We start from the raw sequence: 23,731 nt of genomic DNA on the forward strand, positions 1-23,731 counted from the left end.
TTTAAGGTTATTTTCAAAACTCATGGCGTATCGTTCAGTGTCCATGTAATGCTTGTTTGATATTCTGCGTCTGCTTTCACGCCTGTTGGGTTTATTTTCATACGAAAACCTTGATCTTTTGTGGATTCGATAGTTTTAATAGATGCTTCATTCGATTGACCTTCGTAAAATGCAAAAGCTTGATTGTCTAAAATTTGAGTTTCGGTGCTTCCCTTTGTATAAGTTAAAGCGTTATGAAGTTGTTTTGCGTCTGGGTCAGAGTTGTCTTTGAAGGGACCATTAACGGTCGCTGTGATAGACCAGTTGCTACCATTGTTGCGGGTATCTTTGACTTGGATGTTCCAGTTTGGATTCGTGCGATCTATCGTAACTTCGTCGCCTATCATCTCTGTTGACTCAAAATTGAGTGGGTCTGGCGTGGCGTTGAAGGCGAATGTGACATCATCTGTTACGGTTACTGCAATGTCAGTTGTTAGATTTCCTAGGGACATAGCCACCGTATAATTTTCTGTTGTGCTCGCCTTTGTCGGGAGGTTCGCAATGTCTGTACTTGAAAGCGCCACTTGATCGCTAACTTCTTTTGTGGCTTCAATATCCCATCCTTGAACGTTCGATCGTTCGCGAATCAATGTTTCTTTTTCGGTTGCTGTTTTACCTGTTAGTTCACTTTGCTTGATCACAACCGGTTCAGCGCGGAGACCATATTGATCATTTGATACAGTAGTCTCGTCGCCAACAAAATATGTTGCATCTTTGTATGCTACGTTTCCTGCACTATCTGTTAGAGCAATTTGACAAGTTCTTGCACCTAACTCAGTCGTTGTCGGCTCTGTCACATAGCTAATGTTGATTTTGTTTGATGTGTAGTCGTCTGCGTCATCATGAATATTCGTTAGAAAAGTTTCAGGTGCTGGAATAGCCGCATTTTTTGTTATTTTCTGAGTAACTGTATCTGCTGTTGGAGGCGTTGTATCTGCGTTGATTGTCACAGAACTAGTAACTGTACTACTAATATATTGGCCGGAATCTAATTGTTCGCGAACTTCGACTTGTACTTGGCTTGTGCCGACCTTCTTTAAGTCTGGTGCTTGGATAAACGTATCGGAGACGGTGAAAGTACCGCTTGCTGGAAGTGTGACGCAATCTTTTGGTGTAACTTTTGCGCCGAGTTCTGCTGTTACTGTTTTTGCTGTTGCTGATGATTTCATGACTTCTTTGTAGCCGGTTGGGGTGATTTCGAAATAGTGGGTTCCTGTTGACAAGGATTGAGCACCATCGAGTGAGGTTGCAGTAGTACTTGGTAACGATGTAGGAGTATTTCCAGTAAGCGTGTAGACAGAAATAATATCTCCGTACGCAACATTAACAGGTGTATTGAAAGACTGACAAAACTCATTGCTTGTGTCATCCCCCCTTGCACTTTTACTAAAATAAGGTGTGCCAACTTTATGATCAGTGGTTATCGATTGCACACTGCTCGTATAAATTATTCTCGCGGCACCTGTGATTGGGTAAACACCTTTACCACTAGTGACACCCGCTGTATTCGTTATATAAGGAGTTGCACCATGATGAAGGGTTAATGCTGAAAGTCCTTCATTAGCATATCCTGACCTCGTAAAGATTGTATCTCCAAATTGAATAGTTGTTGGAACATCAATAGTCTGCATTGCTTGCGAACTAAGATCCGTCACTTTCACCGTGGTTGAATATACACCGACTAGATTTGTCGCTGGCTTCGTGACGTACTCTATCTTCATGTTGACGCCATTATTGGCAACATTGCTTACAAAAGTTTTTGGGTCAACCTTGGTTAAATCTGTACCTAAAACAAAGGTTTGTGGATTGGCAATGGCAAGTGGTGCGTCGGCTTTGAGTTTGCCTTTTAGTTTTGGTGTTTCCGATTTACTGCCTGTGGCCGATTGCTGTACTTCTTCTGTTTTTGTTTCTTCTGTCTTATCTATTATTGGGGAGGTCTCTATGTTGTCGCTGCCTTGCACTTCCTCCACTTGGTTAGATTCTGTTGTCTCTGCTTTTGTTAATCCTGAAAAACTGGCCATGGGTATCGTTGCAATAAGCATAAACGTTAAAATTTTCTTTTTCATAGTCTCCACCTTCTTTGTTTTAAAAGTTCGTTTTGCTGTTGTCCTCCTGTTGGAATAAACCTAGTATATACCCATTTGCGAAATGTTGTTTTCGGTGGTTTATTGTTGTGGGAGAGCGATTTTTGGGGTTTTATTCTTCTGAGAGAATGATTTTTCTTATGGAAGGTTGTGTTTGAGCTTGTTTGTGTATATTTTGTTACATTCAGAGGTGGCCTAGTATTGTTTCAAATAGGATCCTAGCGCTATTTTTTCTTTATGATTGTTGTTCTAGAGAAATATTAAGTTCGTTCAAAACGCAAAAAAACTTACTTAGATTCATTGACTCGAATCTAAGTAAGATGGGAATTTGATCTTATTTATCGAACTGGATTTTTAATTTTCCTCGTGTTTTGATGTGAAGTATTGTACTTCCTAACTTTTTCGTTATTGTGTAGTTTCTTGATTCTCGTATGTGCTGCGTTGTTTGGATGCAGATTGTCGCTTCTGGTTGTAGTACGCGCAGCCTGATTTCTTGTTCATTATAAGACATGACTTCTGCTGTGCTATATTCGATAAACGTTGGGCCTAGTTGCATTTGAAGTGGCAAAATGAGGCCTGACTTGGCGCCGAGTGTGATTGGATTACCGCCAAAAAGTGGGGCATCTTGTTCTGTGAGGCGGAACTGTTTTTCCATGCCATCTAGGTTGAGCAGGTGCACGAAGCGTTCGTTTTGCGCGTTTTTTGTCGTTGTTGTGACGATGCCGTGATGGGGGTAATCGTGTGCCAGCATGGGCGGTGCGCCAAGCCTCGTGAATGCTGTCTGGATGAAGTCGATGTCGCCGCGATAGGCGGTTGTGATGGCGATCGCGTGACCTTTGCCCACCTTGGTTTCGATGCCACAGATGCCGTCACCTTGTTTTTCTTTTAGGATCGCGGTACCTTTTTCTAGGCTGAAAAGTTGGGCGTGATGGGTGCGGATTTCTGGTTTTTCTCTGCACCAATTTTCGCCGGTGATGGAGAGGCTGTAGCCGTGATCGTTCTTGGTTTCTTGGTAGGTTGCGCCGAGTGCTTCGGTTAGAATTTTACACGGGGCGCCTTCCATGTCGTAGAGCGGGAGTTCGCCGTAGATGAAGAGGGCGCCGCCGGTTTCGAGGTAGGTGACGAGCCGTTCTTGGATGTCGCGGGCGAGATAGCGGGCGCATGGTAGGGCGATGACTGGGTGCTGCTGCGCGTCGAATTCGCGGTTCTGGATGTCGATGGAGCCGAATCGGTAGCTGTTTAGGAGCAGTGACTTGGCGACGATATCCCAACTTCCTGAGGCACGGTTAGCTTCGATGTTCTGCTTGATCGCTTGGGCCGCAGTGCTTGACGGGTAGCTGTATTCGGTCATGTAGTAATCGGGAATAAACGCGAAATGGAGCGCGTCGTGTTCTTCATCCATTGCTGCGAGCTTGTCGCCGAGCGCGATGATGGTCTGGATTGATTCGGCCATGCGCGGATAGGTGTAATTGAGCTCGCCTTCTGGGCTGATTGGGGCCGCGAAGCCGTGACGTTCACCGGTGATGGCAATGCGATTGTTGCCGTCTGGACGGTTTTCCGCCATTTCGTAGTTGTAGCCGCCAGCCATGAGATAGTAGTTGATGAGTCGATTGCCTTGCGCGACGCAGAGCCGTGCCTTTAGATCAGCCGCCGAAACGTCATAACGACCACCGAGATTATCGCCAAAATTCCCATCGCCACAGTTGAATTCGACGGAAGTTATTGGTTGTCCATCGCGATTCGTCGCCGTCATGAACGCGTTAATAAGATGGAGATCGTGAAAATTTTCCATCGTAAAATCGCCGAAATAAATGTCCGAGCCTGGCAGGTAACCCGCTTCGTGTGTGTAGCTCTCATAGAGTTGGCTAATCCCAATCGGAAAAGTATAGCCGCGTCCGCCGCCGGTTCCGTGAATGTTGACGACGAACGGGATTCCCGTCACGCCAAAGTTTTCCGCGTAGTTTCGTAGTGTTTCGACGTAGCGGCGGAACCTGTCTCGCATGTAGTATCCCAAATCCTGATGCAATTTTGCGGAGTAGTCCTCTTTTGGAGACCGAATCAGGGCTGGATTTTTAGCAATATCCGCCGTCTCGAACGGATAACCATGCTCTGTTTTGCCATCCAACCAGCTCGCGAAGTCCGCCAACACGTTGTCCGTCAAATCCGGCGTATTGGAAACCCAGGACAGCATCCCGATTTCATTATCCAACTGTAGAGCCATCACATTCCCTCCATTAGGATATGTACGCGGCGCAATGACCGCCAGCGCCTCACGATACCAGTTTTCAGCAGCCGAAAGAAAGCGCGGCGCCAAATAATCCAGCGTCGGCGTCGTTGGCTCCACCGCGTCCCAACCAACCGGAATCGCCTCAGGAATCTCGTCATACACCCAATACGGAATCCCCTCGTTCTTCATCTCCGCCATAATAAACGGACCCGGTCGCGCGAAAAAGTACAACGCATGACTCGCGCATAAATCGATGAAAGCGCCCAAATCAAGTTCCGCACGCGTCGCCCCCGTCAAATCCACCTGACCTCGCACTGGCTCATGGCAAATCCACGGAATGTAAGACGCCACCGCGTTGCATCCCGCCTCCTTCAATTTCACAATCCGATCCTCCCAGTCCTCACGCGCTAGGCGAAAATAATGAATCTCGCCACACATCACGAGCACCGCCTTACCGTCAATCCGAATCTGCCGTTCCACTAACTCAATCATGCGTTCACCCTTTCCCAACCAAGCATCTCCGCCGCCTTTTTCACATAATGATTCCGTCCATAAAGCTCCCAAATCAGTCCCGTTTGGTAATTTTCAATCATGAGTAGCGTCACGCCCTTATCAATCCCAATCACACGATCCGCAAACCAAGCCGTCTCGCCCTCCAAATTGTAAGCGTCACGCATCCCGTATCTGCCCCAAAGCTCCGGCATCGTTTCATACAAATACACCATCATATCCAGCGACTCTTTCGGCGTAAACGCGATCGAACCAGCAGCCGCAGCAGGCGCAATCGTCCCATCGTTGCCCTCCGGAATAATCCCTTCTTTATAAGGCGGCGTCCCGTAAGCAATATAACCATTCGGCCCCTGGCACGCCGTCACACCCCACGAATTCGCATGATATCCCACACGCCCATCCGGATTATCAATCGCATACTGCCGCTGCGCAAGCGTCGCCGCCACCGAGTTCGCAAACCAATCCACACCATCCGCATCCCGCACATCCCGAAAGTCAAACCACGCATGCGAAAATTGGTGCGTAAAAAGCGGCCCGCCCGGCGAGTTATAAAACGTGTAGTCCCCATACGTCGACAAACTCCGCTCAAAACCGTCATAAATCCGCGCCGGAACACCATGCGTCGGTGAAGCCACACCCAGAATATACTGCATCATCTGTTCCGCATACATATCCCAAGCCCCGAAGCCGCCCGTTTCCGGGTTATACCCCATAAAATACTGATTTTGTGCCTCATTATAGTATTTTGTCCAATCCACACGCTTATAAATCTTCTCAAAAAGCGCCTCAATTTCCCCACCAAAATACTCCGCCACAGTGAGCGCCCCATTCAAGAACAACGACGTATCAATGATTGACGCACAATCATACGACGCCTCATATTTTTTCGCCGTATTCATATCGAGAAAATGATAGAAAAAGCCCTCCGTTTCCTCCGCATGGTTCCAAAAAGTCTTCATCGTCCCCAAAACCCGCTTTTTGCCCTCCTCAAACGTAATCCATTCCCGCTCAATACCAATCACGATCGCACTCAGCCCAAAACCGACCGAAGCAATACTCGCAAAATCCCGCGTGTCCGCCGCCGTATTATCACGAATCAAGCCAAAACCTGGGCTAGCCGGATCCGTATTCGCCTCATTCCAAAAGAAGTCAAAACACCCCTTTGCTTCTATATTTAAGATATCTTCTCGATTCACGTCATTTTCCTCCCTTATTCTCCAGTTATACCTGATTTATCGATACTTTGCACAAACCATTTTTGCGCGATGAAATAAATAATGAGCAGCGGGATAATCGTCAACAACGTCGCCGCCAGTTCGATGCCTTCATTTATGCTTGAAAGCGCCGCCCCGCCTTGTCCAGCCGGGAACATATTGTTATACGCCGCCACAAATTTTTGCAGTTGCAGTGGTAATGTTGTCAGCGAATCGCCGAAATAAATCGATGCCAAATACGTCTCGTTCCAGTACCACACGACCGAAAACAGGAACGTGATGATGAACGCCGAGGTCGCCATCGACAGCCCGATACGGTAGAAAATCTTGAATTCGTTCGCACCATCCAGCCGCGCCGCCTCCACCAATGACTTCGGAATCGCCCGAAACGTCTGGTAGAAAATCAAAATAAAGATCGCACTATTGAGCCCCTGCCCCAGAATCGCCGGCAATGCGTATGATGAAATACTGCCCAACATCCCGAATTCGTTAAATAAGATATAACGCGGAATCACCGTCACTTGCGGCGGAATCACGAATGTCGCGAGCACAAGCACCAACAACACATTCTTCCCCCGAAAATTGTACAGCGCGAAGCCATAACCCACAACCGCCGCCACAAACATTTGCAAAACCGATGGCAAAATCGCCACAATCAGCGTCTGCCCAAACGTTTTCATATAATCCAAAACCTCATACGCCCGCTCAAAATTCCCGACGTACCACTTCGACGGAATCCAACTTACCGACGCATTCAGCAAATCATCCAAATCCTTAAAACTATACGAAACCATGTATAATATCGGGTATAAAAATACAAATCCGATCCCAATCAACAAACCATAAATCACGACTTTCATCAAGAAACCGTCCATCCCGTTCATTCCTAGCAGAAATCGCTTCGTCTTGATCCAGCGTGACTCTCTCTTTTTCAATACCTTCTCCATGCCTTGCACCTCCGCTATTTCTTCCGGTTAAAGAACATAACGACCGCCGCCATTATGAGCAAAATCAGGGATATAATCACAAAATAAATCCACGATAACGCCGATGAATAGCCAAAACCGCTCTGTAATTTGAACATGTTTACTTTAATATGATCGATGACCGGATTCAGCGTCGACACCGAATACATCACCGTCGTGTATATGATATTCACAAAAATCATCGGGTAAAGCGACGGCAATGTAATCTTCCAGAAAATCTCCCACGTCGAGGCCCCATCTATCTTTGCGGCCTCGTACGCCTGCGGATCCATCTTCTGTAGCGCCGCAATGAAAATCAAAATCTGCACACCCGAAAACCACAACAACACGACCGTATTATCCAAAATATACATTAATGTCGGCGCTAAAAAGAAATCACTATTCTCCGCCGCCATCTGGTAAATAAACGATTCCTGCACGCCTGGAATCGACGTAACCCCTTGTCCCATCAATTTTTGCAACACAGGTCCACTCGCAATAATGACCGGCAAAAAGAAAATCGTTCGGAAAAAACCGCGGAATTTAATATCCTGATTCAACAAAATCGCAATAATCAGCGCTAAAATCACGATTAACGGTACCGCAATAAATATTTCCTTCGTAAAACGCCATATCTTGTTCAAAAAATCAATATCACCCGTGAAAGCCTGCTGGAAGTTCTGAAATTTCACAAATACCGTCTGAATTCCCTTCGTCGTGATCGTAACCTTAAAAAAGCTCAAATAAATCGAATAAATGATCGGAAACGCCGTAAAAACAAGGAATCCCACAATCCACGGCAAAATAAACAAATAACCAACGCTATCCTTACTCCGTCCCTTCAAAAATGCCAACACGTCAGTTATCTCCTTTCAAAACCGCAAAATCCTTCGCAGCAACCGTCTTATTTCCAAAAACATAATCCGCCTTCGTATAATTCACAACAACCCGCGTCCCGTTCGAATACGTTACACACACAACGCCTGGCGTCACAATATCCCGACGCTCGATTGTCGCACCACTCGTCGCTTCCGCCACACCAGCAATCGCCTCATACTTCGCCTTAATCTCCGGTTTCCAGTTGCTAAACTGCGACGTATACACATCCTTCGATGGCGTCTTCGCAAGCGCATACGAACCCTCACTCGTCAGATAAAACGACGGAAACGCTCCAAAATCCACTAACTGCAACAAATCCTCCGTCTGACTCGCCGAAAAATTCGAATACGGCGCATAAAAATCCATATACCCCTTCAAAACAATCGCCAAAAATGGCACCGCGTCCGACTCATAAATATATTCAGACGTCCCCATCGGCATATCCAAATACGCCGTCGCATGTTTCCACGCATAGTCATTCGGCTGATACAAAGCCGTTTTCGCCTTCGCATTTTTGTGTAATTCCGCTAGCACAGCCTGCATTTTCGCCATGCTTTCCGACCGCGAAAAACTATGTCCACTATTATGCGTCGAATAAAGCATACTCGCCGAATTCGCCACCGCCAAATGTGTCATACTATTTCCCACATAATCCTCCGCGTCCACCTTCGCAAGCTCCAAAGCACCATCCGGAAGCAGCGAATAAACCACATTACCATCCACATCCCGCTCGATCGTCTTCGTATTAATCTGCTTCGCAAACGCACTAGCATCAACGCCTTTCGCCTCCTCATACGCCGTCGTATAATCCGTCTGGAAATAGAGTGGCACATTCCGCTCATCAAGCGCCTTCATCACGTCCGCCAACTCCGCATCACTGCCCAGCTTCTTCTCAAACGGAAACTTATTCGGCCACGACGCACTTAAACCGCCATGATTCCAGCCCTGATACACGACCAGCAAATCATCCACGCCCTCATTACCAAGCGCCGTCACGTGCCGCGTCAAATCCGCAACCGGCGTCATCACCACAACCGAATCCCGAAACAATCCCGGCTTCGTCTCCCCGCCAAGGAATTCCAGTCGCATTACCGGACCCGACTCGTGCGCCCGCACCAACACCTTCTGCTCCGCCAAATACGCCCGATAACTTTTTGCCATCCCGACATAATCCGCGTCCACGCCATCCAAGAACCGATACGTCAAGCCAATATCAAAGCGATTCCGCGCATCCTGATACAGCTCAATCGCCTTGCCACCCGTTTTGCTCGTCGGTTGCTTATACACAGAACGATATGTAAATCCAGCAGTGATCCAGTTGAAATCCGTCGATAACCCCGCTTTATAAGCCGTAATTTCGCCATATTCCGCACCCTTTTCAACGACCGCCAACATCCCATTTTGCCCAACCCCGTGCACCATGCCAAACACCGGCACACTCGCAACGTAGCCCGCATTCGTATCCGGCGCAACCGTTACCGGCGTCACGCCAACATCCGTGCCATAAATCGCCGCACTATAAGGCGCATCCATTTTGACCCCCGTGTCCTCATAGCGAATCAAGCCGCCCGAGCCATCCGGAATGAACATGTACCCCGAAACCTCCGCGTCCTTCGTAGCCCCTAAAAACGGATACACATTCACCGCCAAAATTTGCACCTTGCCAGGCTCGACAATTTTGCCATCAGGAATCGCGACATGCACACCGTCCTCAGCCAGCGTCACCTTCAAGTTCATCTTAATCCGCGACCGAAACGTAATCGTCGCCTCAAAACCATCCGTCACATCACGCAACATCACCCGCGCCCCGTTCGCCGTCAAGCTCTCCCGCTTCTTCTTGCCCTGCGCGTTCAAATAATCCATCGTAATCGCCGAATCCACAAAATCCTTCCACGACTGATTCAAGCGATACTGCGACATCCCATCAAGCGTCGAGCTCCACACATAACCACTCGCCCGGTTTCGCACCTTGATTGCAAGCGAATCCGGATGCACATACAACGCCAAATTCGCATTCTCTGCCACCTTATCAAAACCATCAAGCGCTGCATTTTTATTCACGACAGGCTTACTAATGACCTCCTTTTGCGTCACAGAACCGCTCGTCTGCTCCACTTTTGCGACAGTCGGCGTCACCTTTTCCTCGTCTTGCGCAAACGCCTTAACTACTGGTATCGCTAGGATAAGAACAGCACAAATCATCAGTATTTTCTTAAACACGCGCTAGCACCTCCTGCAATATCGAATAGACAAACTCATACAACTGATTGAATAAAAGAAACAGAATATAACCGACCGCGACCATAATCAAACTCGCAAAAACCGTCAGCAAAATATTCTTCGCCGTCTCCCAAAACGTAAAATTATGAATCTCCCGCACCATAATCACGAGATAAATCGCCGACCACCAAATCGCAATACTCAGCGAAAACTCATAAATAAATCCTTCATTAATCGTCAACACATTCGAAACGAGAATAATCGGCACAATCAGCACAATAAACGGCGCCAATGCATAAACCGTCGCGATATACACATTCCGAAAACTACCTTCCCCCTCGTTAATCGTACTAATCAAGTAATTCATGACCACAAACAGCGCCAGAACAGCGATTAGCACAACTACCAACAAGAAAATAGACACCCGTTCCACCAATTCCGAATTAAAAATAAACCCGACCTGATATTGGAACAAAATAAACTCGACAATCAGCACACCGTACCAAATCGAAGCCGAAGCCACCGACGCCCGTCCCATCCGCTTAATCTCATAAAATGTATCAATCGGATGCCGGAAAACCTTGAATAATAATCCAAGTTCCCGTATTAATTTCACCTGCGACCACTTACCTAAATACGCCAATGGTTTCGCAAAAATCCCTTTTTTCCGGTGCCAGCGTCGCAAAACAAAAAACGCCACTAGCCCAATCAAAAACGCGAACAACCAGCCCGCCAAATTTCGCTCCAACCATTGCTGCCGCAGCTCCCAGAACGAGTCCGAATAACCCGGCTTATTTTTAGCCATCAAAAAGGCCTGTTTCGCGTCCGCATATTGTTCCTGCTTATAATGCGCCTCGCCCATCGCCACACGCGCCAACACAAACGAAGAATTCAGCTTCAAAACTTCCCGCCAATAATTCTCACTCTCCACGTAGCGACCATCCTCGAACAGCATCAAGCCTTGGTGCACCTCATTCGCAAACGCCGTCGTCTGCAATTTATGCACCACCTGCGCCTCCGAATCCGTCACATAAAGCGTCCCGTCCGCATCCACAGCAAGCGCCGTCGGGTCCTTATAAATCCCCAAACGCTGCGCATTCGACTCCTTGCTCCCGAACGCAAACAACAAATTTCCCAAGCTATCATACTCCAAAACCCGCCCGCTAGCCGTCAACACATAGAAATTATTTTGCGTCCCAGAAACGATATCAATCGCGCCCTCCGGCTGAAACATCGCCTCCGCCGCCAACATATTTTGCCCCGCGATATTCAATTTCTTAATCGCGCCAGCCTGTTCCGTCGCCGTCACCGTGTACACAATCCCATTCCCATCAATATCAATATTCGTCGAAGCCGCCGGAACATTCATCAACGTCTTCCCCTTTTGCGCGTCTGACATCACCGCATCCTTAAACTTCTGGAAAAAAGTCCTCTCCGCCATGTTCGCGCCATAATACCCGAGAAAATCGCCATCCTTATTCAGCTGAATCACGCCGTTCGACGCACCCTCGCCAATAATGTACAAATTCCCCCGCACATCCACCGACAATTTCACCGGCTTAAACGGCTCACGCTTCCCAAAAAACGGCTCCACAGGCCTGCCATATTCCCGGATCAACGCACCATCCTCCGAAAATCGGAAAACCTTCTCCTTCACGCTATCCGCCACATACAAATCACCATTCGCATCCCGCGCAATGCCCGTCGGTTTTCCAAGCACCTGCTCCCCGAAAGAACGCGACACATTCCCGTCCAAATCCGTCACAAGCACACGTTTCGCGTCCGAATCCACCAAATAAAGCCGATCCCCGTCAATCAAAATATCCTCTAACTTGCCAATTTTCGCATTCGTTATCACGTCAAACGCCTCATACGCCGTCTGAATCTCAATCAAATCACCATCCACCGACGACGTATACGTTTTGTAAGCCGTCTCCCCGTGAACCGCACGCGCAGGCCAAAGAACGAGACTCACAAACAGCAATAATATGGCGTATTTCAAGTAGTTCCCCATTGATTTCCTCGCTCTCTGCCGCTATTTAATACCCGAATGAGCCATCGTATCCATCACTTGTTTTTGCATAAAGATAAAGATGATCAAGTTCGGAATAAACATCAACAACGTCGCCGCAGCCGTAATCCCTTGTCCCGCCACCGTATTCCCTTGCGTCGATGTCAACGTACTCATATAAAAGGCAAAAGTCTTCAAGTTTTCATTATTAATATATAAATCCGAGGCCTCCACATTATTCCAAGCCGCCTGAAAAGCTAAAATCGAAACCGTCGCGATCGCCGGCTTAATCATCGGCAAAATAACCTTCCAATACACCTGAAAATCATTCGCCCCGTCCATTTTCGCCGCCTCAATCAGCTCATCCGGAATCTGATCCACAAATTGCTTCACTAAAAACAACCCTACTGGAAGCGCCAACATCGGCAAGATATGCACCCAAAAACTATCAATCAATCCCAATTTTTCAATCACAATATACTTCGGAATCGCGACCGCAATCGACACAAACATCAACGCCAACGTATTCATCTCAAAAAGCACTTTTTTCGCCCGAAACTGCTTTTTCGACAACACATAACCCGCCATCGTGCTCACCACAATCGTCAGCCCCATCACCGATAAACTCACGACAATACTATTAAACAAATACCGCGCCATCGGAGTTGCCCCCAAATTCGCACTATTAAACAAATCCGTAAAATTTTGCATCGTTGGTTTCTGTACGAAAAAGCGCGGCGGATAAGCAAACAACTCATCCAGCGGCTTAAACGCATGATTAAAAATATAAATCAGCGGCAAACCCATAATAATCGCAATCGGAATCAGCAGCGCATAAAACTTCAACTGACTCTTATGAAACTTTTTCGGATTGATCTGCGTCCCTTGAAAAGAAGCCATTCATCGTTCCCCCTCTTTAACTTTTTTCACCAAATAACTTCATTGCCACACGCGAAAACAAGTACACAATCACGAGCAATAACACCGAAATCGCCGCCGCGTAACCCATTTCATACCGAATAAAACCATAATCATCAATATGATTCACCATCAACTGCCCCGCATATTGTGGCGTCGGATTCGTCCCAGAAAGCGCCACACCAATGGCCCCCGCCTGAAACGTCCCCACAACTGCCATCACCGCGCCAAACAACATCTGCGGCTTCATCGACGGAATCGTTATATAAATAATCTCCTGAAAACGGTTCTTAATTCCATCAATATACGCCGCCTCATACACCTCCGGATTGATGTTCAAAATCCCCGACAACATCGCCAAGAACCCCACACCCATACTACTCCAGAGCGAAACCACGATCATAATATTCATCAAATAATCCGGCGACTGCAAGAACTGAATCGGCTCCACAATCAGATTCAACCGCAACAAAATACTGTTGATATACCCCGACGCATTCCCACTAAAAATAATCGCCCATAAAACCGTCATCGCTACACCCGCAGTCATCGAAGGCGTATACATAATCAGCGCCAAAAACGTCCGCGGCTTGTGCGGAATCTGCGCCAATAACCACGCCGTCAAAAACGACAACAAATACCCGCCAGGACCCACAATCAGCGAAAATTTCAACGTATTCGGCAACACATACTGCATAAAAACAGCATCTTGCGTCAACAAACTCACGTAATTTTTCAGCCCAATAAACGTCGGAAACTCAATCGAATTAAAATACGTAAACGAAAGCAGAATCGCGACCAAAACCGGCACCACAATAAACGTAAAGAACATGATAAAGTAAGGTGACAAGAACGCAACCGTACCAAACATCCCAATCCAATATCCACTATTTTTTCTCATCTGTTTTCATCCAATCTTCCACCGTATCCATTTGTGGAACAATATAAGGTTTTACCACTTTTCCGTCCTTCATATAACCAAACTCTTCCATTTTTCGCCTGATTTCCCGGTCTACAATAATGCTACTCGAATCCACCGCAGCCCGAATATTCGCACCGTAAAACACCGTATCCGTCCACACATTACTAATCTCCCGCTCCAACATGTACGATCCCGGCGTTTTCGGAACCTCCTTCAAATACTTCCACTGCTCCAAAATAACCTCCTTATGCTTCTCGGGCCAAGGCAATTCCTTAAACGCCTCCAAATTTGCCGTATTCCACATATATTCCGGACCATAAATCGTCTGCAAATTCGTCGCAAAATCGCTCTGCGTCTTCGTTGACATCCACCACTTCAACAATTCCCACGACTCATCCTGCTTCTTACTCTTATCAAAAATCATCGCCGACTGCCCCGAACCAGTAGCCCATCGCGACACCGATCCATCTTGCTGCGGAACACCCGGATGCACCGCAATATCCCACGAATTCGCAATCTCAGGCGCCGCCGACATCAATTTCACATACGTCTCAAAATTCGAAATCCCGACCGGTAGCGTCCCATAGCGGAACGAATGATAAAAGTTTGGCACCTGCAGCGGCACACTATAAAGCGAATACAAATCCGTCATAAACTTAAGCCCCGCAACCGATTCCTCCGAGTCAATCGCTGCACTCATCCCATCCTTCGCATACAAATCCCCACCAAACTGATAAATAAACGGTGCGGTAAACATGAACGGTTTCGAGCCCGCCGAGCCCGACAACGGCACAAAATAACTCAACCCATTTCGCTGCAACTCCGGCAAAATCCCCGTCACATCATTCCACGTATCCGGCACAGGAATTTTCAACTTATTCAAAATATCCTTCCGATAAAACTGCACATAAAAATCCTGCGTCTCCGGCAAAGCATACACCTTGTTATCCACCATCATCGGCATAAACGCGCCCGGCGAAAAATTCCGAATCACCTCTTTAAAATCCGTAAACTGCGTCAAATCCGTTGCCGCACCACGAATCGCGAGCTCGTAAGGCGTTCCAACACTAACCCCAAGCGCCACGTCCGGCTGCTGATTCCCCGAATTCGCCAAAATCAGTTTTTGCTCGTTTGGCATCACCGAAAACTTGACTTTCTTTCCAGTCTTTTTCGTAAATGTGCTATCCGCCATATTTTGCATCAATTCAACGTACTGCTGCGAACGCGACACCCAAACCTCAATCGTGTCCGCATCCACATCCGTCGTACTATATGTATCCTGTGTAAAGGACGCAAAGAACTCCTTCGACTTACTGCCAAATTTCTTCAAAAAGCTAGCCCTCGCATTCGGCAAATCCGCCTTCCCATCATGCACATAAAACCGATCCATCAACAGCGGCTGCTTTTCAAGTGTAGATTGTAAATCCCCTAAAGCCTGCGTCACCGAACTCGACCCTTCCGACAACTCACTTAACCGCGTCGGAATTTTATCAGGTTCCGCCTTCAATTTTTTCAATTTATCCATGATCAGCGCCAAAGACACGCCCTCCGTCGAACGCTTCGTCGATTCACCGTACACCTTCGCAAGCGCCTTCTGATCCGCCTTAAGCGTCGCGATCCATCCATCAAACTGCTTCGTCACATTCGGCAAATACTCCTCCAATTTCCAATCACGCGCAGCATCCGGCTGATTCCCCGTCAACTTCTTCACCGACAATCCCAAATCGCCGACCTCAAGCATCATCGCCTTCAAATCCAAAATAATCGGCGCAACAGGCGATGCATCCGCAACCAACGTCAAATCATGTTTCCCCGCCTCCAAATAAACCTCAAACGGCTTCCCGTCCTTGCCACTAAGCGTCTGATTCTCCCATTTCGCCACCGGATCAAACCGATAATGCGCCAACTCCGCGAACGGCACCGCACCATCCACTTTCACCGTCCGAAACACCGGCGAATTCGGTTTATCCTCCTGCAAAACCTTGAAGCTCAGCTGATACCTCCCACTCTCCGGCACCTTCACAGAATATGTCACGCTCTGCCCACTCGACTGCCACGAATCCCCGCCCAGCGTATTCAGCAATAACCGTTTCGTATCATAAGGCTCCACACTAATATCCTTTTTCGCAACCGGTCGCGTATACGAATTATTCTTCGTTTTTGGCTTCTCCGCCTCATACGTCAACAACTCCCGCGGCGACTCCGCATCCTTGTGCTGCTCCCGATAATCCGCATAATCCGGCGTCTGAATCGGCGACTCCACCCGAACATTCCCGAGCAACATCGCACCCGCCGTATTCGTAAGCGTCAACTCATTCCGACCCTTCTTCAAAAAATACCGCAACGGCTCCCCTTCCAAATAATTCGGGTCCTCCGCCATTCCCGTCTGCCATTTCGCCACAGCCACCTGCTCCGGAATCAGCTCATTTCCATACTTATTCGTCTCAAATTTTGCCGTCTTATTCTTCCAAATCGTCGGCGCAATAATCCGACGGCTCTCATAAAATGGGAACTTCCCAGCAACCGCAATCGAAAGTTCCGGATTTATCAACCCATCATTCAGCTTATAATAATCAAAACCAATCGTATAAAGTCCGTCCTCCGGCACCGTCACATCAATCGTCACACTATCTCCACCAGCAAGCGTCGCCACTTCCCGCTCCGCGTAACCATGCGTATCCCCCGTCAACGTTGCCTTCTCAAAAGAACTCGGCATCATCTCATTCGTATAAAGCTCGGCGTCCTTCACGCTTTTCTTCCACGACGCCAGAACCTGCCCGTAAGCAGGCTCCATAATCGCGTTTTCAGATGATGAATCATTCGTGGCAGCAACAGACAATACACTCGGCGTTGGGACAATAGAGGCAATCATCATGACCACCATTAAACTCTTCATAAGTCTCGCTTTCAACATCATCTATCCTCTCTGTCTCCCGTTATTTGCTATTATTCATCGCGGCCGCCGCTTCGTCATACGATTTCTGCGCTAGCTCCTGCAACTGTTTCGCGTAATCCTGGTAATTAATCGTGCCCTTTGCCGCCTCATTAATCGCGTACCAAATATTCGCATTCTCCTCATCACCAATCTTCAGACCAGTCGGAGCCTCAAAACGTGCTTGAATATAGCCCGGCACGACCTTCGTCGGATCAAACATCGCGTTCGCCAAGTTCTCATTCGCCGTTTGCACACCAGGAACCGTCACCAATTCCCAATACTTATCCGTCACTTCTTTATCATCCGTGATCGGCAGTGAGCTCAACTCCAAACCATTCTTCTCAGAAATCGCCATTCGTTCCATAAAACCTTTTTTCCCATAAGACATGTATTTCGCGAATTCATACGCCTCTTTCGCGTGCTTCGTGCTCTTCGAAATGCCCAAATAATCATTCACAATCGCATTACGACCACCCGGCAAACCGATAAACTCAAAATTGAAATCCGCATTCTTTTGCAAATCCGCGTTCATATACGTCCCGTTATAATAAAACGCAATTTGTCCCGCCTTAAACGCAGCACCAGAGTCATCCGCGCTCATTTTTTCCTTTTGCTCCGCCGTCAAATCATTGTACGAATAACCATTCGTCGTCAAATCCTTCACCGCGTTCATGCCAGCAACCATTTCTTTACCGTCCAGCGCAAATTTGCCATCCGTGAATGTGAACCAGCCCATGTCCTTGTTGACCGCACCAGGATACCAGTCAATCATTGCCTGTGCCGAGTCCGTGCCGACAATATTCTTATCCAGATTCGTCGCCGCCTTCACATTTTTCACAAAGTCCGCAATGCTAATTCCCTGCTCCGGAACATCCAGATTCAGCTCATCCAAAATATCCTTATTCACGTAATAACCAAGAATATGTTTCGCAAAAGGCATCGCAACAACCGCATCATTCACCTTCGTCGTACTCTTAATCTCATCCGAAATCGACGCAAAATCCTTATCATCCGCCGTCATTTTTGTCAAATCAAGCAACCAATCGTTTTTATAGCTATTCGGAATATCATTAATCATAAACACATCCGGCAATTTCCCCGCGCTAGCCGCCGTCGTGAGCGAACCTTGATAATCATCCCCCGTAATGCTCTTATCAATCACGATTTTTACATCTTTATGCGCCTTGTTGTATGCATCAATCATCCGACGCTCAATATTCTTATCACTTTCCGTCCCCAAATTCCAGTTCGCATACTTCAGCTCGATTTTCTCCGTATCCGCATCTGCCGCATCATCCTTCGCACCGCCGCAACCCGTCAGCAAAACACCAAGTCCAACCGTTGCCATTGCAGTAACCGTCCACTTCATCCACTTTTTCATCATCTAAGCTCTCCTTTTTATAGAAACGTTTTTATTTTTTTGTTAAAAATTAAACATAAATCGAAATAACATTATCCTCCGCACGAAGCATCGCCTCTAGATCACACTTCGAAATCCGCATCCCTCCTTCACGGTAACGATTATGCGACCGCACGCTCGGCACTGCTTTCCCGTTAACTAACACATAACGGCGCGCGTTATCCGCCAAATGATAACAGAATTTCACCGGTTTCCCAGCAAAGCTAAAGCTAAATTCCAGCCCATCCAGATTATCCACTAACACCGGATCGAGCAGTAAATCCTCACCAACCACGCGGACACCAAGCACATTCGCAATCAGCTGATTCAAATAAATCCCCGGACCACTCGAATAAATCCGCCAGCCACCTTTTACCGTTACATCGCCCGTTTTCAGCTTATCAAACTGTTCCTGCGCCTCATATCGCGTCTTGAATTTGCCATCCGAACTACTGAAATACGCATTGCTCTGACGACGCGCCGCATTTGGCACCACATCCTTCAAATTAATCGGATTAATCACGTCCAGCGCATGCCAAGCCTCCTCTTTCTTCCCGAGTTTCGCCATCGCCTCCGTGAACCGAATATGCGCATGAACATACTGCAAACCAACCTCACGCCCAAAATTCGCCGCTTGTTCCGCACGCTTAAAGTTCGTACTCACGCCACCTTGATACGTCGCAGGTCGATTCATCAATCGCACCCCGTCCGGACATTGCAACTCCCGCTTAATCAACTGAAAATGCGCCTCTGCCTGATCCGGCGTCAACAATTCCCCAATCATACTCCGCGTCATCGGCAACAAGCGATACTGAATCCCCGTTTTCCGATCCGTCGGGTGAATCATCAACTCCACATGCTCCGGATTTTCCATATACACAAACCCTGGAATAATATCCGTAGACAAAATGTACTTATTAAAATCCGCCTCAATCCCCGTCACAAGAGCATCCAACTCACTAGCCTTCTCCGGGTCAACCGTTTCGATAGCCTTCGAAAACTGCTTCATCGCTTGGTACGTCAGCGCCACCGTCCAGCTACTCGCCATATTACTTTTCAGCTGCGCATCATGCGGTTGCAACGTATCATCCCAGTCCCCATCGCCATAACACGACAAATGCGTCTCAAACAAGAAATGATCCGTAATGTAGCCAATTTCCTTTTTCAAATGCTGGTAAATCGTCTCCGAATAATCCGTATACGTGAAATTCGCGCGACTCATATAGGGCACTTCCACATCCAAAATCGAATAATCCTTCGTCGCCAACAAATAATCACTCACAGCCTTCAGCGGCCACACAATCACATCCCCGTGACTTTCCGCAGCTTGAATATTCGCGTAGCCATCAAACATAAACCACTGCGGCCAATTGCCATCATCATCAAACTGATGCGAAAACACCCGCGTCAAAATTTGCTTCACAATATCGTAGCGCTGCATCGCCATAAAATACTCCATCGGGCCTTGGCAAACATCTCGCGTTCCCCAAGCCGCGCCACCATACTGCTCCAAGCCATGCGGCACCAAATAATGTACAAACATGTTATGCGTATACCACCAAGTCAGCGCGTTCACTTTCCTGAGCTCGGACGTCTGCAACCCGTTCTGCGAGAGCTCAAACCCATGCATCACTTCCGCAAAATGCGCCCGATACTTCTCACGCTCCACGTCCAATTCCTGCACCCGATTCACAAACTCCGAACCATCCAAATTCCCCTGAATCCGAATTTGGAACTCCTTCGTCGCATCCAAGTCAAGCACAACAAGCGACCCAGCACCACTCGGCACATTCGTCACAAGCCGCGTCGCATCCGTCACCCGCATCTCCGCACCCGTCACCTGCATAAAGTACGTCAAATCCGGATACACATTCGCCGGAACCGCCGCCGCGTCCACCGTAAATCGCAACAAATTCCCGTCCAGATCCGCACCAAACGACGCCTTGTACTCATTCTCATTCACAATGACCTGATTCGTAACCAAATACGCATACTCCGCGCCACTCGCCGAACACACCCGAAGCGTCATATCCGCCCCATCCACCGTCGTAAACAGCGTCACAACAAACGTCTCGGCCGGCGTTTTATACACCCATTTTGCCGAATTAAAGCCCATCTCAAACAGCGAAGGCATCCCCAAAAGCTGGTATGTATCCGCAACCTTCACGTAAATCCGTTGCCCCGACGTTTTCAGCACATTTAAAAAGTTTCGCACATTCGTCAACATTTTATTCATCGATGTATTCCCAATCACGACCTGCGCATTGAAAACCCCGTACATGTAAGCCGTCGTCGTCAGCACCGGCACGTCCACCGTCAACTGATTCCCGCTAAACAAAATATGTCCATGCGAACGCTCCAAATCCAAATCCTTGGCCCGCAAAACCACATGCTCATGCGTCTCCGTAAAGAATGACAACAACCGATCCCCGTCCCATTCCTCCTGAAACCGCTCCGGATAATCCGCGCCAAGCTCCGCCACCGTCACATCAAGCGTTTGCAATACCGCCCCAATATCCTCACGTTTCGCAACCTTGTCCACCGTCCTAAAAGCATCCTCAACAACGAGCGCATCCCAAGCCGCACGCACCTCATCCAGGTACTCAAGCTCATGAACCGCCTCCGCATGACTCTCCTTGAACAGCGCATAAAACACCACCTGCGCCTTCTCACCCGCCGTCAACGTCACCCGCTCCGCCTGAAGCGCCGTATAAGCAAACTCATACTGATAAATCTCGTTCGCCAACCCGTCCCGCGTCAACACCTCCGGCACATCCGTCGCCTTATAACTAAGTCCAAAAAACTGCGTCCCGTCCGTCGCAAAACCAACATTCCGCGTCAGCGATCCCTGCTGCAAATAAGGAAACACACCCGCACCCTGCTCCTGATTTTGCCGCGAACAAACAACGTACCCCGTCGCGTCCGCCTCAAAAACCCGGTAATCCACATACTGCGCCACATAAGCCTCATTCGCCTGAAGCGCACCAATGTTCGCGAGCCCCAAATCCTGCCCGTACATCACGTCCACCGTCTCGCCGTTCCCCGCAAGTTTCACATCCCAGAACCAGCAATCCGCATCCGTCAAAGCAAAAACAACCTCATACGAAACACCCTCAAAGTCCCCCGTCCACTTCACCTGCTTCTCGCCAACCGCGAAAACACTGCCAGACTTCACGCCAAGCAACGGCGCCGCAACAATCGACCCATCGCCCTTAAAAATCCGCAAATACAAATTGTTCAGCGCGCCATCCACTTCATTCGACAACACCTGATTCACCATTACCTCGCCAAAATCCGCCGTAAACATGTCCCCACTTTTCAGGAAAGAAACACGCGCTCTTTCAGATTTCACTACAAATTTCGAATCTTCCAATTCCTTCAATACCATCATCGTTACAGTTCCCTCAACTTCCCAAATTTATATACAGAATCGTTTCACTAAACGCATCCAAAGACAGCGTTTTCATTAAATGAAAAATAATTAGCCGTCTTGTCGACAACTACACTAAAACGCCTAATAGAGACCTAAAACAGCATTTGCTCGCACAAATAATATAACTCAACGCTTCACTCCTTTTCTCCAAATTATGAAACATTTTATCGAAACGTTTCTCTAACTATTTTTATTATAAGCGTTACCCTAATATTTTACAAGCCTTATTTTCAGATAAATTTATTTTCCATACATCCTTGCTTTTATCCATCCTATAAACTACTATAAGAAGCAACGAAACACGTCCTATTCAAAAGAGGAGTCGTATAAATGGAAACGAATTGGAAGCAACAAATCACGAACCTAGCAAAAACAGCTGATCATCGTACATTAGCTACTTGGGCCGCCAACTGCGCCGAGCATGTCCTGCCATATTTCGAGGACCGACATCCAAATGAGAAGCGTCCACGACTTGCGATAGAAGCTAGTCGCGCTTGGATTCGCGGCGAAATAACGGTTGGTCACGCGCGCGACGCCGCATTTGCAGCCCATGCCGCAGCCCGTGACGTCATAGCTGATAGAATTTCCTGCCACATCGCCCGAGCCACAGGTCATGCAGCTGCTACCGCCCACGTCCCGACACATGCCATCCACGCTGCCAATTACGCCGCAAAAGCAATCCCGACAGAACCATTTTGGCAATACGAAGAACTGAAACGTCTCCTCGTAGATTAATTATGCAACCTGCCCAACAAATTTTTTCATTCTTTGTGCAACCTGACATATCTCTATAAAGCGTTTTCATATACAATGAACTCAAAGCTAAAACAATTTGATGGGGGAGTAAATAAACATGGCACAACTATCACTCGAGCACATTTATAAAATATATGATAACAAAGTAACAGCGGTTGAGGATTTCAACTTGGAGATCGCGGACAAAGAATTCATCGTCTTCGTTGGGCCATCTGGTTGCGGTAAATCAACGACACTTCGCATGATCGCAGGGTTGGAAGAAATCTCGAAAGGCGAACTAAGCATTGATGGCAAAGTGATGAACAATGTCGCGCCGAAAGACCGCGATATCGCGATGGTTTTCCAAAACTACGCACTATATCCACATATGACTGTATACGATAACATGGCATTCGGTCTAAAACTCCGCAAAATGCCAAAAGACGAAATCAAGAAACGCGTAGAGCACGCTGCCAATATCTTAGGATTAACTGAGTACTTAAAACGTAAACCCAGCGCTTTGTCCGGTGGGCAACGTCAACGTGTAGCACTAGGCCGTGCCATCGTTCGTGACGCGAAAGTCTTCCTAATGGATGAACCTTTGTCGAATCTCGATGCGAAACTACGTGTACAAATGCGTGCCGAAATCACGAAACTGCATTTACAATTAAACACAACGATGATTTACGTAACCCATGACCAAACCGAAGCGATGACAATGGCGACGCGTATCGTTATTATGAAAGACGGCGTTATCCAACAAGTCGGTTCACCAAAAGAAGTATACGATCATCCAGTAAACATGTTCGTAGCCGGTTTCATTGGAAGCCCAGCGATGAACTTCTTTAAAGGTAAACTAAGCGGTACACAATTTGTCGGTGATGATTTCACGATTGAAGTCCCTGAAGGTAAATTGAAAGTATTGCAAGATAAAGGATATGAGGGCAAGCCTGTCGTATTCGGTATTCGTCCGGAAGATATTCATGATGAGCCACTTGTAATCGAAGCTAGCCCAGGCTCAACTTTTGACGCAGAAATTATTGTTGCCGAGTTGACTGGTGCGGAATTTATGCTTCATTCTAAAGTTGGAACACACGAATTTGTGGCGCGCGTTGATTCACGCTCAAACCACGAACCGTTTGAGAAAATCAAGTACGCGTTTGAAATGTCTAAATCGCATTTCTTCGATGTAGATAATGAACTTTCGATTGTGGAAGATGGTCGTGACTAATAATTAACA

General features: G+C 47.6%; 14 protein-coding genes. 2 read left to right on the top strand and 12 right to left on the bottom strand.

Annotated elements, in window-relative coordinates; all coding sequences use genetic code 11:
- Nucleotides 1–20 precede the first annotated feature (20 nt).
- From DUK53_RS06330 to DUK53_RS06385, 12 genes are all read right to left on the bottom strand, one after another.
- Complete coding sequence (locus tag DUK53_RS06330; RefSeq protein ID WP_036093157.1) at nt 21–2,105, bottom strand: hypothetical protein; 2,085 nt, start codon at nt 2,103–2,105, stop codon at nt 21–23.
- A 352-nt stretch (nt 2,106–2,457) separates the two neighbouring features.
- Nucleotides 2,458–4,860 carry a beta-galactosidase gene (locus tag DUK53_RS06335; RefSeq protein ID WP_156110605.1) on the bottom strand — a complete coding sequence of 801 codons (2,403 nt, stop codon included), beginning with the start codon at nt 4,858–4,860 and terminating at the stop codon, nt 2,458–2,460.
- A complete protein-coding gene (locus DUK53_RS06340; RefSeq protein WP_036132600.1) occupies nt 4,839–6,056 on the bottom strand; it encodes a glucoamylase family protein in 1,218 nt (405 codons plus the stop codon). Before DUK53_RS06340 ends, DUK53_RS06335 begins: the two co-directional genes overlap by 22 nt.
- 14 nt (nt 6,057–6,070) lie before the next feature.
- Nucleotides 6,071–7,021: a carbohydrate ABC transporter permease gene (locus DUK53_RS06345; RefSeq protein WP_186008561.1), complete on the bottom strand. Its 951-nt coding sequence runs from the start codon at nt 7,019–7,021 to the stop codon at nt 6,071–6,073.
- A 14-nt stretch (nt 7,022–7,035) separates the two neighbouring features.
- Complete coding sequence (locus tag DUK53_RS06350; protein ID WP_077947562.1) at nt 7,036–7,893, bottom strand: carbohydrate ABC transporter permease; 858 nt, start codon at nt 7,891–7,893, stop codon at nt 7,036–7,038.
- 4 nt (nt 7,894–7,897) lie between these two features.
- On the bottom strand, nt 7,898–10,138 hold the full coding sequence (locus DUK53_RS06355) for a DUF5696 domain-containing protein (protein WP_036132599.1): 2,241 nt from the start codon (nt 10,136–10,138) through the stop codon (nt 7,898–7,900).
- A complete protein-coding gene (locus tag DUK53_RS06360; RefSeq protein WP_161564223.1) occupies nt 10,131–12,140 on the bottom strand; it encodes a YIP1 family protein in 2,010 nt (669 codons plus the stop codon). The genes DUK53_RS06355 and DUK53_RS06360 overlap by 8 nt, the downstream gene beginning before the upstream one ends.
- A 33-nt stretch (nt 12,141–12,173) precedes the next feature.
- Nucleotides 12,174–13,049: a carbohydrate ABC transporter permease gene (locus DUK53_RS06365; protein ID WP_036093150.1), complete on the bottom strand. Its 876-nt coding sequence runs from the start codon at nt 13,047–13,049 to the stop codon at nt 12,174–12,176.
- Nucleotides 13,050–13,065: 16 nt separating this feature from the next.
- On the bottom strand, nt 13,066–13,968 hold the full coding sequence (locus tag DUK53_RS06370) for a carbohydrate ABC transporter permease (protein WP_036093149.1): 903 nt from the start codon (nt 13,966–13,968) through the stop codon (nt 13,066–13,068).
- Entirely contained in the window at nt 13,955–16,885 is a 2,931-nt protein-coding gene (locus DUK53_RS06375) for an extracellular solute-binding protein (RefSeq protein WP_161564224.1), read from the bottom strand. The genes DUK53_RS06370 and DUK53_RS06375 overlap by 14 nt, the downstream gene beginning before the upstream one ends.
- A 40-nt stretch (nt 16,886–16,925) precedes the next feature.
- Nucleotides 16,926–18,308, bottom strand: coding sequence for an ABC transporter substrate-binding protein (locus DUK53_RS06380; RefSeq protein WP_036132595.1), 1,383 nt, complete (start codon nt 18,306–18,308; stop codon nt 16,926–16,928).
- A 46-nt stretch (nt 18,309–18,354) separates the two neighbouring features.
- Nucleotides 18,355–21,714 carry a GH36-type glycosyl hydrolase domain-containing protein gene (locus DUK53_RS06385; protein WP_036132591.1) on the bottom strand — a complete coding sequence of 1,120 codons (3,360 nt, stop codon included), beginning with the start codon at nt 21,712–21,714 and terminating at the stop codon, nt 18,355–18,357.
- A 372-nt stretch (nt 21,715–22,086) separates the two neighbouring features.
- Here DUK53_RS06385 and DUK53_RS06390 point away from each other — a divergent pair, with 372 nt between their 5' ends.
- Nucleotides 22,087–22,491 (top strand): putative immunity protein, encoded by a 405-nt coding sequence (locus DUK53_RS06390; protein WP_036132590.1) that lies wholly within the window; start codon nt 22,087–22,089, stop codon nt 22,489–22,491.
- Between the two features lie 118 nt (nt 22,492–22,609).
- Nucleotides 22,610–23,722, top strand: a complete 1,113-nt coding sequence (locus DUK53_RS06395) for an ABC transporter ATP-binding protein (RefSeq protein WP_036093141.1) — start codon at nt 22,610–22,612, stop codon at nt 23,720–23,722.
- Nucleotides 23,723–23,731 lie beyond the last annotated feature (9 nt).

The sequence above is a fragment of the Listeria sp. SHR_NRA_18 genome (assembly GCF_003856515.1).
GTDB lineage: Bacteria > Bacillota > Bacilli > Lactobacillales > Listeriaceae > Listeria_A > Listeria_A newyorkensis.

Excerpts from the sequence above, each read along its gene's own strand:
- DUK53_RS06380 (WP_036132595.1), bottom strand. The coding sequence starts at position 18,308 with ATGATGAAAAAGTGGATGAAGTGGACGGTTACTGCAATGGCAACGGTT.
- DUK53_RS06390 (WP_036132590.1), top strand. The coding sequence starts at position 22,087 with ATGGAAACGAATTGGAAGCAACAAATCACGAACCTAGCAAAAACAGCT.
- DUK53_RS06345 (WP_186008561.1), bottom strand. The coding sequence starts at position 7,021 with ATGGAGAAGGTATTGAAAAAGAGAGAGTCACGCTGGATCAAGACGAAG.
- DUK53_RS06365 (WP_036093150.1), bottom strand. The coding sequence starts at position 13,049 with ATGGCTTCTTTTCAAGGGACGCAGATCAATCCGAAAAAGTTTCATAAG.
- DUK53_RS06330 (WP_036093157.1), bottom strand. The coding sequence starts at position 2,105 with ATGAAAAAGAAAATTTTAACGTTTATGCTTATTGCAACGATACCCATG.
- DUK53_RS06395 (WP_036093141.1), top strand. The coding sequence starts at position 22,610 with ATGGCACAACTATCACTCGAGCACATTTATAAAATATATGATAACAAA.
- DUK53_RS06370 (WP_036093149.1), bottom strand. The coding sequence starts at position 13,968 with ATGAGAAAAAATAGTGGATATTGGATTGGGATGTTTGGTACGGTTGCG.
- DUK53_RS06375 (WP_161564224.1), bottom strand. The coding sequence starts at position 16,885 with ATGAAGAGTTTAATGGTGGTCATGATGATTGCCTCTATTGTCCCAACG.
- DUK53_RS06385 (WP_036132591.1), bottom strand. The coding sequence starts at position 21,714 with ATGATGGTATTGAAGGAATTGGAAGATTCGAAATTTGTAGTGAAATCT.